Raw genomic sequence first — 15,940 nt, forward strand, 5'->3', positions numbered from 1 at the left:
GAGGCGTAACGCTGAATGGAGAGCATCGTGCAAAGGGGCATTCTGACTGTTTATGCCGGGCCGATGTTTGCCGGAAAATCGGCGCATCTGCTTCAGGCTTATGCCGGGCGCGAGCCGACGCTTTGCCTCGCTCCGGCTTTCGACACGCGCTCTGGCGCGCAGATACACAGCCGGACCGGTCAGAGCCGCCCGGCGCGTTCAGTTTCCGTCTGGCCCGAGGATTTTCTAAACTTCCGTCACATCCTGCTCGATGAGGGGCATTTCATGATCGCCCCTCATTATCAGGGCGACGTCGTCTCCGATATCGAGGCGAGCCTTGCGCAAGGTGTCGATATCAGTGTTGCGGGGCTCGATACGGATTATCTCAGGCAGGATTTTGCGGTGATGGGTCAGCTTCGGGAGAGAGCCGACCGGTATGTCGCCCTGACGGCGCGATGCCATGTCTGTAATGAGACGGCCTTCTGGACGGCGAAAAAGCGACAAACCGACCAGTTGCTCGAAGCGGGCGATGAGGATCTTTACGAGGCGCGCTGCGACGCCCATTGGTCTGCGCCTGAATAGGACATTTATTCTGCGCGTGGATCTCGCATAGAGCCGACGCCTTTCAGGGCATCTGTCCTTTTGCCGTCAGGCGTTCACGTAGATCGTGCACGCGGTTCGACCCCATTTCTTCCTTGCGGGCAGCAGCAAAGACATCAGGGGTGAGGGTGGGCGCTGGCGTCGTCGCCCCGCGCGAGATCAGCCAGTTCAGGATAAGCGCGAGTTGCTCGTCATTGAGCCGGCGGAAGCTCGGCATCGAAAAATTATAGCGCTGACCATCGGCCTTGATCGGGCCATCGAGGCCATTCAGCATGACGCGAGCAAGATAGTCGCGTCCTTCAGGGGTTTTCGCGATGAGATCGAGGCGCCCCACCAGTGGGGGGACTTCTCCCGGAAGACCGCTGCCTCCGTGATGGCAGATCCCGCAATTGGGACCGTAAAGCTTCTGCCGGCGCTTTTCTTGCCGCAGCTCGTCAGGGCGAGGGCGGCGAGAAGAGCGAGGGCAAAAGGAAAACGCATCGTTTACGCCTTACTGTTCCTGACCGCCCAGACCGAGAAGCTGGATCTTGAACACCAGAGGGCTGTTGGGCGGGATGATGCCCATGGAGCGCTTTCCGTAGCCCAGCTCAGGCGGAACGTAGAGCATCCATTTATCGCCGACATGCATCATCGGCAGGGCTTCCATCCATCCCTTGACGAGACCGTCCAGCGCCATCTGCATATACGCACCGTTGCCATGCTGCTCGGAGCTGTCGAAAATCCCGCCATCGGGCAGGCGGCCTTCATAGATCAGCATCATCATGCGCCCCTTGGACGGCTGCTCGCCATCCTTGGGCCCCGACTTCAGCACCTTGTAGGCGAGACCGTCGGGCAGGGTCTTCACACCCGGCTCGGCGCGAACTTTCGCCATGAACTGGGCAGGTGTCAGTTCCGGCTCGTCCTTCGGGCCACCGCAGGCGGTCAGGGCGATAAAAGACGCCCCGGCAACGAGGGTCTTGATGGAGCGGGTTAGACGCATGATGGACCTCTTAAACGCTGACGATCAGGCTTGCCGCCGGTACGGCCGATCTGGCCACCGAGACGCAGGCGCAAGGCATTGAGCTTGATGAAGCCCTGGGCATCGACCTGGTTATAGGCGCCCTCGTCATCTTCGAACGTGACGACGCGCGTGTCGTACAGGCTGTTGGGGCTCTCGCGCCCGACGCAGATCACATTGCCCTTGTAGAGCTTGAGACGCACGCGACCGGTTACCGATTTCTGGCTCGTATCGATCAGCGCCTGCAGCATGAAACGCTCTGGCGAGAACCAGAAGCCGTTATAGATGATCTCTGAATAGCGCGGCATCAGGCTGTCCTTGAGGTGCATGGCCTCACGGTCGAGCGTGATGGATTCGATGCTGCGATGCGCCGTCAGAAGGATCGTGCCGCCCGGCGTCTCGTAGATGCCGCGTGACTTCATGCCGACAAAGCGGTTTTCGACCAGATCGAGACGACCGATACCGTTATCATGACCAAGCTTGTTCAGGCGGGTCAGCAGCTCCGCGGGGGACAGCGTGACGCCGTTCAGCGCTACCGGGTCGCCTTCGAAGAAATCGATGGCGATTTCTGTTGCGACGTCAGGAGCGTTCTCCGGTGACAGCGTGCGCTGGAAGACGATCTCGTCAGGCGCCATGGCGGGATCTTCGAGGATCTTGCCCTCTGAAGATGAATGCAGCAGATTCGCGTCAACCGAGAACGGGGCTTCGCCGCGCTTGTCCTTGGTGACGGGGATCTGGTTTTCTTCGGCAAAAGCCAGAAGCTTGGTGCGTGAGGTCAGGTTCCACTCACGCCAGGGTGCGATGACCTTGATATCGGGCTGAAGCGCATAATAGCCCAGCTCGAAACGAACCTGATCATTTCCCTTGCCGGTTGCGCCATGAGCAACGGCGTCGGCCCCGACCATCTTGGCAATCTCGATCTGACGCTGAGCGATCAGAGGACGCGCGATTGACGTGCCGAGAAGGTACTGACCTTCGTACAGCGCATTGGCGCGAAACATCGGGAACACGAAATCCTTGACGAAGGTCTCGCGCAGATCTTCGACGAAGATCTCCTTGACGCCGAACATTTCTGCCTTGCGGCGTGCCGGCTCAAGCTCTTCACCCTGGCCGAGATCGGCTGTGAAGGTAACGACCTCGCAGCCATATTCCTTTTGCAGCCAGCGCAGGATGACTGAGGTATCCAGCCCGCCCGAGTAGGCGAGAACAACTTTTTTAACGTCCCGGGCGGTCATGAGGCCAGGCTTCCCTCTGCAAAAGTGACGAAGACAGCCTCGTGCTTATCACCCGTCAGCCGATCAGGCCAGCCTCCGGGCGGCGGGTAACGGCCCTTATTCGGCCTCTGCCGTCACATTGCGGCGCTGGCGCTCGCTCTCGGTCTTCAACTGACCGCAGGCCGCAAGGATATCGCGTCCGCGCGGCATACGGATGGGCGAAGCGAAACCGGCATCCATCACAATGGCGGCAAATTTCTGCAGTTGTTCACGGGTGGACGGCTTGAAGTCCGAACCGGGCCAGGGGTTGAACGGGATCAAGTTCACCTTGGCGGGAAGCCCCTTGATCAGACGGACCAGCTCACGCGCATCGGCTTCGCTGTCATTGATCCCGCGCAGCATGATGTATTCGAAAGTGAGGCGGCGCGAATTGGAGGCAGCCGGATAGCGACGGCAAGCCGCCATCAGCTCTTCGATCGGATATTTGCGGTTGAGAGGCACGATCTTGTCGCGCAGCTCGTTGGTGACCGCGTGCAGGGAAATGGCGAGATTGACCGCCAGTTCCTCGCCGCAGCGATCCATCATGGGAACGACACCGGAGGTCGAGAGCGTGATTCGACGACGGGAGAGACCGATGCCCTCGCCATCCATGACGATCTTCATCGCCTTGGCGACATTGTCGTAATTATAGAGCGGCTCACCCATGCCCATCAGCACGATGGTCGAGAGGAGGCGGGGTGTATCGCCCTTCGGGCTTGGCCATTCGCCGTAGGAATCGCGGGCAGCCATGAACTGCGAGACAATTTCGGCAGCGCCGAGATTGCGAACGAGCTTCTGCGTGCCTGTGTGGCAAAAGGTGCAGGAGAGGGTGCAGCCAACCTGCGAGGAAATGCAGACGGCACCGCGATCCTCACGCCGATCGGGGATATAGACTGTCTCTGCTTCCTGCCCGTCGCGGAAGCGGAAAAGGAATTTGCGTGTGTCGTCGTTCGATGTCTGTTCGAGCGATGTCGCAGGGCGACCGACAACATAGCGCTCGGCAAGCCTGGCCTGAAGCGGCTTGGCGATGCTGCTCATGCGTTCGAAATCGGTTGCGCCCTGGTGGTAGATCCAGTGCCAGAGCTGCTTGGCACGAAACGGCTTTTCACCAAATTCAGCCATCTCGGCGATCAGCTCTTCGCGTGACAGGCCCACGAGGTCGCGGCGTCCATCGGGCAGCACTGCCGGTGGCGGCGCGAAAAGAGCAGATTTGGCCAGGATGCGCGCGCGCTCCTGCTCGTTCAGGTCAAGAGAGGTCGAAATGTCGGACATGGCGCTGCTCTATCATGGAAGCGCTCCGTAAAAGCAAGAAAAACCGAGCTATGAAGAGGAGGTCGTTGCAAGCTGTGGGATCACATCGCGCAGAGAGAATTACCCCGCGCGTGTCTGCCTGACTAAGCTTTGCGACGAGCGGCAATCAGGAATTCGTGGTTACCCTCGGGCCCGGTAATCGGACTGGGCTCGATACCGAGCACCTCCCAGCCTTCGAGACCTTCCCACCAGCTACGGATTTCCGAGCACACCCGTTCATGCACCGCAGGATCGCGCACGACCCCTTTGGCGCCGATTTCGGCACGGCCCGCTTCGAATTGCGGCTTGATGAGCGCGACAGCCCAGCCTCCGGGCTGGCACAGGGCAAGAGCAGGGGGCAGTACCGTACGCAGCCCGATAAAGCTGGCATCACAGACCACGATCGAAATCGGGCCCGGGATAAGCGCGGCGTCCAGAAGTCGCGCGTTTGTTTTTTCCATCACCACGACGCGTGGGTCAGAGCGCAGCTTCCAGGCGATCTGGCCATGTCCCACATCGACGGCGAAGACCTTGCTGGCCCCTTTGGTCAGCAGGACATCAGTGAAACCGCCGGTCGATGCCCCGACATCGATTGCCGTTGCGCCGGTTGGATTCAGCGCGAAATGGCTCAAGGCATGGTCGAGCTTCAAGCCACCGCGTGACACCCAGGGATGATCCTGACCGCGCAGGTCGAGCGGAGCATCTTCAGGAAGCGCGTCGCCCGCTTTGGCGATACGACGGTCCTTGCTGAAGACAAGTCCCGCCATGATCAGCGCCTGTGCCCGGGCGCGGCTCTCGACGAGACCGCGCTCGACCAGCAGGAGGTCGGCCCGTTTTTTGGCCATCAGGCCGTCTGCTGGGTGTTCTGGGCCCCAAGTGCGGAAAGCGCCGTTGTGACGATCTGCGGTGCGTTGAGCCCGGCTTCGTCATACTGCACGTCAGGCAGGTTGTGATCGATATAGCAGTCGGGCAGCGCCATCGGACGGAACTTGACCTGATCGAGCAGCGCAGTCTCAGCCAGGTGACGCACGACGAGGCTGCTAAAGCCGCCAGCAGCGCCTTCTTCGATCGTGATCAGTACGTCATGTTCGCGCGCCAGACGTTCGACCAGAGCCTTGTCGATCGGCTTGGCAAAGCGCGCATCCGCAACCGTCACCGCAATGCCCTGAGCTGCGAGATGATCGGCCGCCTTGAGAGACTCAGTCAGGCGGGTGCCGAGCGAGAGGATCGCGACACCGGATTTTCCACCCGGCTGACGCGTTGCCTCACGAACGATGCGGCCGCGTCCGATTTCGAGCACTTCGCCTGCTTCCGGCAATTCGAGCCCGGCGCCGCTGCCACGCGGATAGCGGAACGCAATCGGTCCCGAATCATAGACGCAGGCTGTTGCCGTCATATGGGTCAGCTCGACTTCGTCGCTCGGTGCCATGACGACCATGTTCGGCAGGCAGCACAGATAGTTCAAATCGAACGACCCGGCATGGGTCGCGCCATCTGCACCGACAAGCCCGGCGCGATCAATCGCGAAACGGACAGGCAGGTTCTGCAGATCGACGTCGTGCACGACCTGATCATAGGCGCGTTGTAGGAAGGTCGAATAGATGGCGCAGAACGGACGCAGTCCTTCTGTCGCCATACCGGCGGCAAAGGTTACCGCGTGCTGCTCGGCGATACCGACATCGAAAAACCGCTCGGGATATTTCTTTGCGAAATTGTCGAGACCGGTGCCCGACGGCATGGCGGCTGTCACAGCGGCGATGCGATCGTCTTTTTCGGCGCGACGCAGCAATTCACGTGCCATGACCGAGGTGTAGCTCGGCGGACCGGCAGGGGCCTTCTTCTGCTCACCCGTCACCACGTTGAACTTGCTGACAGCATGATACTTGTCACCGGCAGATTCGGCAGGCTTGTAGCCGCGACCCTTCTCGGTGATGACGTGCAGCAGGACCGGGCCTTCTTCGGCGTCACGCAGGTTGCGCAGGATCGGGACAAGCTGGTTCATGTCATGGCCGTCAACCGGACCGACATAGTAAAAGCCGAGTTCCTCGAACAGCGTGCCGCCGGTGATCAGGCCACGGGTCAGCTCGTCGGCACGCTTTGCTGTGCGCTCCAGACCCGCAGGCAGACGCTTTGCAAGTTTGCCAGCCAGGTCGCGCAGGCTCAGGAACTTGCTCGACGTCATCAGGCGCGAGAGATAGTTCGACATCGAGCCGACAGGGGGAGCAATCGACATCTCGTTATCGTTGAGGATGACGATCAGGCGCTTGGCACCCGCGCCTGCAACGGCAGCGTTGTTCATGGCCTCATAGGCCATGCCTGCAGAGATCGAGCCATCGCCGATCACGGCAATGACATTGCGCTCATGATAGGACGGGTCGTCATTGGCACGCAGATGATGGGCGACGGCCATGCCAAGCCCGGCCGAGATGGACGTCGATGAATGCGCGGCACCGAACGGGTCGTATTCGCTCTCCGCACGGCGCGTGAAGCCGGAGAGGCCTTCCGGCTGGCGCAGGGTGCGGATCCGGTCACGACGTCCGGTTAGGATCTTGTGCGGATAGGCCTGATGGCCGACATCCCAGATGATCCGGTCGTCAGGCGTGTTGAACACGGCATGCATGGCGACAGTCAGCTCGACGACACCGAGCGAGGCGCCGAGATGCCCGCCTGTGGTCGAGACGGCATCGACCGTTTCCGAGCGCAGCTCTTCAGCCAGCAGCTTGAGCTGCTCGGTCGAAAAGTTTCTCAGATCGGCGGGGACGACGACCCGGTCGAGATGGGGGAAACGGCCCATCGTCGGAATTGACGAGGCGGTGTTTGGCTTGGTGGTATCGCTCATTCTCTTAATTCCTGCGCTCGACGATGTATTGTGCCAGGGCTCTGAGCGCGGCTGCTTCGGTCCCGAAAGAAGTAAGGGCCTGTGTGGCCTGCTCGGAGAGGCGCGCGGCTTCGGCACGGGCTCCGTCTATTCCAAGCAGGGAAACGTAAGTGGATTTGCCGGAGGCTTCGTCCTTGCCGGCGGTCTTGCCGAGTTCTTCCGCGCTGGCTGTCGTGTCGAGCACGTCATCGGCAACCTGAAACGCAGTGCCGATATCGCGCCCGTAGGTGATGATTGCGTCGCGCTGCTCGCGGCTCGCCCCACCCAGAATCGCACCAGCTTCTGCGGCGTAGCGGATAAGCGCACCGGTCTTCATGGCGTGGAGGCGGCGTACCTGATCGAGTGGTAGCGACTTGCCTTCACCACGAATATCGACCACCTGCCCGCCGACCATTCCGGCAGCACCAGAAGCCTGTGCCAAAGCGGTCACCAGAGCAATCCGGATGGCAGGATCGGCGTGGGTGGCCTCGTCGGCCAGAATCTCGAAAGCGGATGTCTGAAGCGCATCGCCGGCGAGGATCGCAATGGCCTCGTCGAATTGCTTATGCGTCGAAGGCTGGCCACGGCGCAGATCATCGTCATCCATCGCCGGAAGATCGTCGTGGACCAGACTATAGGCGTGCAGCATTTCGACGGAGGCCGCCACGCGCAGCGCCCCCGCCGGATCGGCACCGAAAATCGATGCCACCTCGGTCACGAGATAGCCGCGCAGACGCTTCCCTCCGCCGAGGGCGGCATAACGCATCGCTTCGAGCAGAACCGATTCGTCACCATCGACCAAGGGCAGAAGCCGATCGATCGTGGCTTCGATAGCGCGCGCTGCCGTGCTCAGGGACGCGGCAAGCGCTTCCGGCGACGCGACAGGGGTGGGGGAGGAATTCGTCATGGGGCTTTACCGCCAGTAGTCTCGTTAAACTCGGGCATCGCTGCGGTACTGGCTGTTCCATCACGTTGTGTGATGCGCGGACGCGCATCTCAGCCTCGGAGAGTTTTGTTTCACAATGGCGGCGCAGGGCGGCACCTCGCTCATAGGCGCTGATCGCGTCCTCGAGTTTCATCTGGCCGCTTTCAAGGCCGCGCACAATCCTGTCGAGTTCAGACAAGGCGTCCTCGAAAGAGAGCTGTGAAAGCTGTGCATCCATGCCGTGTTAGCCGTCCCGCTCCGCTGTTTCGGAAAGAAGCCGCCAACGCTGACGGCCTGATGGGATGGAGGGATAGCCTGTCACACTCCAATCTCCAAGCCCAAGGAAGGAATGACTATGATTATTCCGTGACAAAGGAAGGAATGACTATGATTATTCCGTGACAGTTGAGGACACAGCTGTGTCCAATTTACGACGAATAACGAAGGAGAGCGTCTCGCCATCTTCGGAAAAAGCGACGAGAGCATGTCCGGTTTCGCGGCAGAATGCCTGAAAATCCGCCACGCTCGCGCGATCTGTTGCAAGAACGCGCAGGCGAGAACCTGCAGGCAGCCCTCTGAGGCTGCGATGCGCGCGCAGGACGGGCAGGGGGCAGGCGAGCCCGCGCACGTCGAGAAGGGTTTCTGGTGAGGGCTGGTTCATGAGTGTGACTATGCGCGCAGGCCATACTATGTTTCAAGTTCGCGCGCTGTTTTGGCATTACGGCTTTACTCGGACCGCATTCGTCCGCAACATGCGCCGCAAGTTTTCAAAGCAACATCAGTAAGGCATGAGATGGCTGATTATCGCCTCGGCATCGATTTCGGTGGAACAAAAATCGAAATCGCAGTTCTCGATCGCGCCGGCGATCTGCAATTGCGCGAACGCGTTCCCAATCCGGGGATTTACGAGGAAGCCGTGATCGCCGTGCGCGATCTGGTGGCAAGCGTGGATCAGCGCCTCGGGAGCGTTGCGTCGAATCTCGCCAAGCCGGGTCAGCTCAGCTCCACGCTGGGTATCGGCATTCCGGGTTCGATCTCGCCTGAGACAGGCCTGATCAAGAACGCCAATGCGACCTGGCTGAACAATCAGCCCTTCGGTATCGATCTCGACCGCGCGCTCAATCGCTCCGTGCGGGTTGAGAACGATGCGAACTGCTTTGCGCTCTCAGAGGCGGCAGACGGGGCCGGTGCCGGCAACCGCACGGTGTTCGGGATCATCATCGGTACCGGCATGGGTGCAGGTATCGTTGTTGACGGCAAAGTGATCGGCGGCCGTCACAGCATTGCAGGTGAATGGGGACATACGCCGCTTCCCTGGACGCGTCTGGAAGAGTTCCCCCTTCCGAAATGCTTCTGCGGCAATGAGGGCTGTCTCGAGCGCTATCTTTGTGGACCTGAACTTGCCAAGGACTGGAAAGGCGTCGGGCATCACAACACAGCGGGATAGAAGAAGCCGCGGCAGCGGGTGACCTCGCCGCCATCGGTGCACTCGACCGTTATATGGACCGCTTCTCCCGCGCCTGCGCGATGGCGATCAATTTTCTTGATCCGGATATCATCGTTCTTGGTGGTGGTGTCTCGAATCTCGACAGCATCTACCAGCGCGTGCCGCCGCTGCTGGCGCGTCATGTCATCACGCCGACATGCACGACACCGATCGTGAGAAACAAACACGGCGACAGCTCAGGCGTGCGCGGCGCCGCCTGGCTGTGGGACGTGGCTGAGTAATCAGTCCTGCTTGAGGCGATCGGGCCGATACCCGGTCGCCACAACATAGAGCTCGCTCGAGTCTTTACGGGATGCGGGCGGCTTGACATGTCGAACGGTCGAAAAGGCCAGTTTCATGGGCTCGAGCATCTGTCGCTCCGATCCGCCCTGAAACACTTTGGCGACAAAACCACCGCCGACCGCCAATACCTGCATCGCAAAATCCAGCGCGCCTTCGGCAAGACCCATGATCCGCATATGGTCCGTCGGAGCATGGCCTGTCGTGTTCGGTGCCATGTCGGAAAGAACAAGGTCAGCCGGACCGCCCAGAAGCTCGATCAAGCGAGCGGGCATGTCCGGATCGGTGAAGTCGCCCTCAATGATCGTCGCATCGCTGACCGGATCGACGGGGAGGAGATCGACCCCGACAACGGCACTTGCGCCACGCTTGACCGAGACCTGGGTCCACCCACCGGGGGCCGCTCCAAGATCGATGATCTTCATGCCGGGCTTGATGAGATTCAGCTTGTCGTCGATCTCGATCAGCTTGAATGCCGCGCGTGAGCGCCAGCCCTGCTTACGGGCAGCAGCCACATAGGGGTCGTTCAACTGGCGATTCAGCCATCGCTGCTGGGCCGTCGTTCGGCCTCGCGCCGTACGAAGCATGACCGTCTTGTTTCGTGCAGTCTGAACCGAGCTGCCGTCGAGGGTGCTGTCTGACTCACCCGGTGCGGTGGAACTCTTGAGGGCCTTGCCGGGAACTCTCTTCTCTCGAGACTTCGCGTTTTTGCCGCCTCGTTTGTCGCTATCTTTGCTCATAGGCGTCACATAAAGGAAGACGACGCCACATGGCCACGATATTCCGCGTTGTTTCGTCTCATCGCGTTGCTTCCTGTCTGCGCTGAACCGGTTGCGCGTCCAGTTTTCGACTGAGCTGCCATGCGCGCCACCATGCCGTCTCTCAACCCGCGATCAGCCACGATGATTTGTTCAGCAGGCCAGACAGAATGAATGGCCTCAAAAATCGCACAGCCCGGCAACATGAAATGCTGCCGCTCGGGGGTGAGAGGGGGCGGGGGCGGCTCAGCCTTCATGGCTGCGTTCTGAATGAGCGAGATCGCATCGTGAGCGGCGTCGGCCGAGAGCGTAAACCCGTCGACTGCGTGACGGCTATAACGGGGAAGTCTCTGGGCGAGGCTCGCGAGGGTTGTAACCGTACCGCTCGTGCCGAGCATCTGCACCGCGCCGCGTCGCATCTCGCGTCCAATCTGATGGATGGCTTCGAATGCGAGCAGGGGCTCCCGAACAGCATCCATCATTGAACGGTAGAGCTCAGTCGTCGTCTGCTTGCCCGATGAGAGGCGCGAATGTCCGAACTGCTCTGAAAGCGTGACGACCCCGAAAGGAAGGCTGACCAACCCAACAAGTTCGTGTCCGCGTGTTTCCGGCGACAGACGCAGCCACGCGATTTCTGTGGAGCCGCCTCCAATATCGAAAACAATGGCTCTGCTGCCGGGTTTCTGCTCCCGGTGCAGCAGTGTACGGCAGCCTTCTACTGCCAGCTCGACTTCTTCCCTCGGAGAGATGACCTCAAGCGAGAGGCCTGTTTCCGAGCGCACGCGCGACAGAAAGCTCTCGCGGTTGACAGCCCGCCTGCACGCCTCGGTGGCGACGGCGCGGATCTGGAGGGAGGGCAGGTCTTTCATACGTGCGGCATAGGAATCGAGCGTACGCACCGCACGTTCCATGGCGTGGGCACTCAACGCCCCTGTTTCCACAAGACCTTCGCCCAAACACACCATGCGGTTCTGACGGTCGACGATCTGTACGCCATGCGCTGTGCGTTTCGCGATCATCAGTCGGCAATTATTGGTACCCAGATCGAGCGCTGCGTAATGTCTCGGTAAAAAACCTCCAGGCTGGGACGCGGGCAGTGAATCGTAGCTTCGGTAGCCCATGATCATCCTCCCCTCGTCCTGAATCCATCGGAAATGTTACGACAAAAAACAATGTGATAGCGTCATGACAACGCAGCAAGCACTTTATCGTCTCCTTATGTCCGATTGATGAAAAAAAATGCGAAAACAGGGGTTGTCGCCCATCAGGCAGGGTGCTATCTCACCGCCACCGCAAGGCAAACAGCTTCTGCACAGATGCTGGGGGATAGTTTAGCGGTAGAACTACCGGCTCTGACCCGGTCAGCCCTGGTTCGAATCCAGGTCCCCCAGCCAAAAACTCCAAAAAATTAAAGACGATACTGGGATAGCCGCTCAAGGCTTCTCACGGTTCTCGTTCAACCTGCTCGTTTTTAGGTTGGTGGCCAAATCTGTGGGGGTAAGCCCCTCTGTCCCAGTTTGCCTCCTCCTGTGTCGGTTGCGTCGAAACTGATGTGTTTTTGGGTTCGCGCTTTGGCACGAGCTTTGCAACCGCCCAGAAACCGAGGGCGGCGCAAACGGCGAAGGCGACAGGAGCATCCAGAGGATGCATGTCACTTCTCCTTTTTGCGGGAAAAGAAAGCCTTCAGACCTTTCCACGCCACGGCAAAGGCTCCGATCACAGCAACCATCGCTTTGGATCCCAGAAGAGCCGAGCCAATTTTGACGATGAAGGCGATTGCTGCGCCGACAAGACCGGTCTTGACGGCGATCGCTGCCGCACCGCCACCAATCAGACCCATCAGGCCATATTTGGCCATTTTATCGCCCGTCTTGTAGTCGCTGTAGCGGTTGCCCGGAATGGGCTGAAGGGATGTCAGCGCCTGATTGAATTCCTGACGGTCGGTCGCATAGGTCTCTACATCGCCAACCATCAGGACGCGATAATACCCCGTGCGGGTGAGTACCCTGGTGTTGAGATTGGTAATCAGATCGCCTTCGCTCGACTTGAACTTGTATGCCCATTCAAGGCGATGCAGCTGCTGGTCATAATGAGGTGGGGTTTGCCATCCGAGGAGGTTCAGCTCAGCCAGGTGCGCTGCGCGCCGTTCCTTGTTCTCCTCTGTTGAGTGTTCACGGACCCCGTCGAGGAGTTTCCCAGCGTCGATTTGATCGGTGTCGTCGACATGGCCGGAATCTGCGTAGCTGAAATCCATGAACCAGTCTTTATCGCGTGCTTCCGGCTGCAGAATGTAGTCGCGGTCGTCGCGTTCTGAAACGAGATTGCCAATCAGCGCGAGGAAGCGTTTTCCGTGCGGTGGCGGCAGGGCCTCGTAACCGGCGGGGATCTTGAGATCCGAATTGCCTTCGATGCGCAGTGTGCTCGGTCCGTGGACCCAGGCAGATGGGACACCTGCGCGCCGAGGCTCTCTGTTGCGGGAGGCTGAGGATCGGCTGCAGCTAGGGCGCCCTGCGAAGCGAAGAACAGGGGTGTGAGAGTCGAGAAGGCAATCATGCCGATCAGGGAGAGGGGGCGCTGTCTCGTACTCACAATAGTAACCTTTTCTAACGTCAGTAAAAACAAGTCATATTATGTTACATTACACAACACCAGATATCGCGATGGAAATAGAGTGCCTTTTCAGGATAATTTCATAATTTTATCTCTATTTTCTCAGGGGAGGTGAGAATGAGGGCGAGAAATACATTAATTACTGCGCCATTCCTCGCGGAGAGTATCCGGATAATTGCTCGTCAATGATACAATAAATCTCTCTATGTAACTGAAACTAAACAACTTTTATAAAGAGTTTCGTCATCAAACTTTCATCGTGATCGTTACGACAGCGTGTTAGTGCATCGCCGTTCATCCCCGGCAAATCATTAACGATCAGCGCTTGCGCTTCAGGAACACCGATGAGTTTGAGAGCCCGTTTTTTTCTCTGTGCCACCTCCCTTCTGGCGCTTCAGGTCTCGACCGCTGCGGCTCAGGAGAGCATCTCGCAAAGCGCAGCATCTTCCCAACCTCGCGCTGTTCAGAAGCCGACGAACACGGTTGATGATGGTCCCTCAATGATGGGATCGACCTCGCCAACCGACGCAGCCAAGACAGAGACGGTCCAGGTGCGAGCCAGCCGTCACACCTCGCCCGGTGGTGGCTTGATGGTGCATGAGGATGCTGCGAAGTCGCGCTCAACCGTGACTCAGGAATTCATTGCCAAGCAGGCGCCGGGCCTGAACCCGATGCAGCTTATTGCGTCGCTTCCCGGCGTAAACACGACGTCGGTCGATCCGCTCGGGCTCAATGGTGGCAACCTGACAATGCGCGGCCTCAATGCGAGCCAGATTGGCTTTACGCTTGAAGGCTTCCCGATCAATGACATTGGGAATTACGCCGTTTATCCGCAGGAAATCGTCGATTCAGAGAACCTGCGCACCATCAATGTCGAACAGGGCTCTGCCGATCTCGACAGTCCGCATATCAGCGCGTCCGGCGGTGCGGTCAATATGTACCTGCTCGATCCTAAAGACCATTTTGGTGGGCATCTCGACGGCACGTACGGCAGCTACAATGCGCGCCGTATTTTCGGTCGCGTCGACACTGGACGTATCGGCAATACCCATCTGAAGGGGTACATTTCGTTTTCGGCAGCGCATGAAGATTCATGGCGTGGTCCGGGCGCACAGAAGAAACTTCATGGTGAGACGAAATGGGTCAATGAGTGGGGTCAGGGCAACCGTATCTCGCTCGCAATTGTCGGCAATCAGCTCAACAATACGCTTTTCCCCTCCATGTCTCTCGCCAACTGGAAGAAGCTCGGAACGACTTATACCTATTCCGGAACATGGGATCCTAAAAACCCGAGCGCCAATTACTACAAGCTCCGTCAGAACCCGTTCACCAATATCTATGCCAGTGCGCCTTCAACGTTCACGCTTACGGATCACCTGACACTGACCGAAACGCCGTATTTCTGGTACGGCAACGGTAATGGCGGCGGTGCTTACAGCGAGAGCCTGAGCAGCCAGCAATACGGGTCGCAAAATCTTTCTGCGTCGATTGGGCCTTATAATTCGTCAAATACGAAGAGCCTGCTCGTCTATAATCCGTCCAACACGCAGACCTATCGCCCGGGTGCCGTGACCAAGTTCGCACTCCATACGGGTGCGAACCGTCTGATGGTTGGCTATTGGTTCGAATACTCCAAACAGATCCAGACCAGCCCTTACAGTCTGATCAATATGGAGACCGGCGCACCGCTGGATGAATACGGCAATGGGCCCAACATGGTGCTGTCGAACGGGGTGACCGCGCAGTATCGCGATACGCTGACGCAAACGCGGATCCACACGCTGTTCATCGATGACTCGCTCTCGCTGCTGAACAACCGGTTGACCCTGGAGGCGGGTCTGAAATACGCGATGATCACTCGTCGCGGTCAGAACAACCTTCCCGACACGTCAACTGGACCTTATGTCAGCGGAAGCTGGTACGAACCGCTTCCAGCGGCTTCGATCCGCTATAAGCTGAACAATCAGTTCCAGCTCTTCGTTTCGGGAACGACCAATTTCCGTATCCCGATGAACACGTCGCTCTACGATGCGGGAACTTACACCAAGGGTGTGGGCTACAGCACGCAGGCGAATCTCAATCAGAAGCCGGAAATCTCGATCTCGGAAGAAGCCGGTGTGAGATATCAGGGCTCGCTGTTCAACGGTACGCTCACCTATTTCCATTACAACTTCACGAACCGTCTCTACTCGCAGACAGTCATTCTGCCCAATGGCAGCACCTACTCTCAGAGCATCAACGGCGGTGGATCCCACGCTAATGGTGTCGATTTTGAAATCGGGACACGCCCGATCCTCTACCACCTGCGTCCTTATGTGTCGGCGGAATACATCGACGCCCGCACCGACAGCAATGTCGCTGCGGGTGGTAGCGGTGACTATGTCGCGAGCAAGGGTAAGTTTGCGCCGCAGACTGCCAAGACGCAGGTGGCCTTCAACCTCGATTACGACGATGGCCATCTCTTCAGTGGGTTCAATCTCAAATATGTCGGTAAGCAGTACTCGACATTCAACAACGATCTCTCGATCCCGAGCTATGTGACGATGAACGTCCATGCAGGATATCGTTTCAAGAGCTTCGGTTTCATGAAGAACCCTGTTCTGCAGCTGAACCTGCAGAATATCACGAACAAGCACTACCTTGGCTTCGTGAACGGCTCTGCATCGAACGGTCTGGCGACAACGGGTGTCTATGGCGGCAAGATCGCGGCCGGCAGCACAACCTATCTCGTCGCAGCGCCCTTCTTTGTCGGGGGGACGGCGAGCGTCGATTTCTGATCGCCGGGCGTCTTCATCGAGCGCAGGTAGCTCGAAAGGGGAGGGCCCCGGCCCCCTTTTTTTGTTCCCTCATCAAGAGACGTTGAACGAACTTTTTGGCGCCAGATG

General features: G+C 58.8%; 13 protein-coding genes, 1 tRNA gene and 2 pseudogenes. 4 read left to right on the top strand and 12 right to left on the bottom strand.

From position 1 onward, the window contains the following. Positions 1-27: 27 nt before the first annotated feature. Positions 28-561 carry a thymidine kinase gene (locus tag JCM15831_RS06240; RefSeq protein ID WP_232228023.1) on the top strand — a complete coding sequence of 178 codons (534 nt, stop codon included), beginning with the start codon at positions 28-30 and terminating at the stop codon, positions 559-561. A 43-nt stretch (positions 562-604) separates the two neighbouring features. On the opposite strand, the gene JCM15831_RS17115 is transcribed toward JCM15831_RS06240, so the two are convergent. From JCM15831_RS17115 to JCM15831_RS06285, 9 genes and pseudogenes are all read right to left on the bottom strand, one after another. Continuing rightward, a complete protein-coding gene (locus JCM15831_RS17115) occupies positions 605-1,009 on the bottom strand; it encodes a c-type cytochrome (protein ID WP_156938759.1) in 405 nt (134 codons plus the stop codon). 60 nt (positions 1,010-1,069) lie between these two features. Beyond that, positions 1,070-1,558, bottom strand: a complete 489-nt coding sequence (locus tag JCM15831_RS06250; protein ID WP_156938760.1) for an FKBP-type peptidyl-prolyl cis-trans isomerase — start codon at positions 1,556-1,558, stop codon at positions 1,070-1,072. After that, positions 1,549-2,811, bottom strand: a complete 1,263-nt coding sequence (locus JCM15831_RS06255; RefSeq protein ID WP_025823525.1) for an argininosuccinate synthase — start codon at positions 2,809-2,811, stop codon at positions 1,549-1,551. Before JCM15831_RS06255 ends, JCM15831_RS06250 begins: the two co-directional genes overlap by 10 nt. Before the next feature lie 96 nt (positions 2,812-2,907). After that, on the bottom strand, positions 2,908-4,101 hold the full coding sequence (gene rlmN, locus JCM15831_RS06260) for a 23S rRNA (adenine(2503)-C(2))-methyltransferase RlmN (protein WP_025823526.1): 1,194 nt from the start codon (positions 4,099-4,101) through the stop codon (positions 2,908-2,910). A gap of 122 nt (positions 4,102-4,223) precedes the next feature. Beyond that, on the bottom strand, positions 4,224-4,964 hold the full coding sequence (locus JCM15831_RS06265) for a TlyA family RNA methyltransferase (RefSeq protein ID WP_025823527.1): 741 nt from the start codon (positions 4,962-4,964) through the stop codon (positions 4,224-4,226). Beyond that, complete coding sequence (dxs, locus tag JCM15831_RS06270) at positions 4,964-6,958, bottom strand: 1-deoxy-D-xylulose-5-phosphate synthase (protein WP_025823528.1); 1,995 nt, start codon at positions 6,956-6,958, stop codon at positions 4,964-4,966. The genes JCM15831_RS06265 and dxs overlap by 1 nt, the downstream gene beginning before the upstream one ends. 4 nt (positions 6,959-6,962) lie before the next feature. Continuing rightward, a complete protein-coding gene (locus JCM15831_RS06275; protein ID WP_025823530.1) occupies positions 6,963-7,883 on the bottom strand; it encodes a polyprenyl synthetase family protein in 921 nt (306 codons plus the stop codon). Positions 7,884-7,956: 73 nt separating this feature from the next. After that, a pseudogene (locus JCM15831_RS20925) lies at positions 7,957-8,139 on the bottom strand (exodeoxyribonuclease VII small subunit); the annotation flags it as partial. Positions 8,140-8,292: 153 nt separating this feature from the next. Next, positions 8,293-8,562, bottom strand: a complete 270-nt coding sequence (locus tag JCM15831_RS06285; RefSeq protein WP_025823532.1) for a sulfurtransferase TusA family protein — start codon at positions 8,560-8,562, stop codon at positions 8,293-8,295. Positions 8,563-8,694: 132 nt separating this feature from the next. Here JCM15831_RS06285 and JCM15831_RS17120 point away from each other — a divergent pair. Further along, positions 8,695-9,629 (top strand): annotated as a pseudogene (locus JCM15831_RS17120) (ROK family protein). Here JCM15831_RS17120 and JCM15831_RS06295 read toward each other — a convergent pair. Continuing rightward, on the bottom strand, positions 9,630-10,427 hold the full coding sequence (locus JCM15831_RS06295; protein ID WP_035773993.1) for an RlmE family RNA methyltransferase: 798 nt from the start codon (positions 10,425-10,427) through the stop codon (positions 9,630-9,632). A 5-nt stretch (positions 10,428-10,432) separates the two neighbouring features. After that, positions 10,433-11,566 (bottom strand): Ppx/GppA phosphatase family protein, encoded by a 1,134-nt coding sequence (locus tag JCM15831_RS06300; protein WP_198024258.1) that lies wholly within the window; start codon positions 11,564-11,566, stop codon positions 10,433-10,435. Between the two features lie 199 nt (positions 11,567-11,765). Here JCM15831_RS06300 and JCM15831_RS06305 point away from each other — a divergent pair. Beyond that, a tRNA-Gln gene (locus tag JCM15831_RS06305) sits at positions 11,766-11,839 on the top strand. A 257-nt stretch (positions 11,840-12,096) separates the two neighbouring features. Here JCM15831_RS06305 and JCM15831_RS06310 read toward each other — a convergent pair. Further along, entirely contained in the window at positions 12,097-12,861 is a 765-nt protein-coding gene (locus JCM15831_RS06310) for a DUF2167 domain-containing protein (protein ID WP_084490576.1), read from the bottom strand. A 538-nt stretch (positions 12,862-13,399) separates the two neighbouring features. Here JCM15831_RS06310 and JCM15831_RS06315 point away from each other — a divergent pair. Next, entirely contained in the window at positions 13,400-15,832 is a 2,433-nt protein-coding gene (locus tag JCM15831_RS06315; protein ID WP_084490577.1) for a TonB-dependent receptor, read from the top strand. Positions 15,833-15,940 lie beyond the last annotated feature (108 nt).

Source organism: Asaia astilbis JCM 15831 (assembly GCF_000613845.1).
GTDB classification, from domain to species: Bacteria; Pseudomonadota; Alphaproteobacteria; order Acetobacterales; family Acetobacteraceae; genus Asaia; species Asaia astilbis.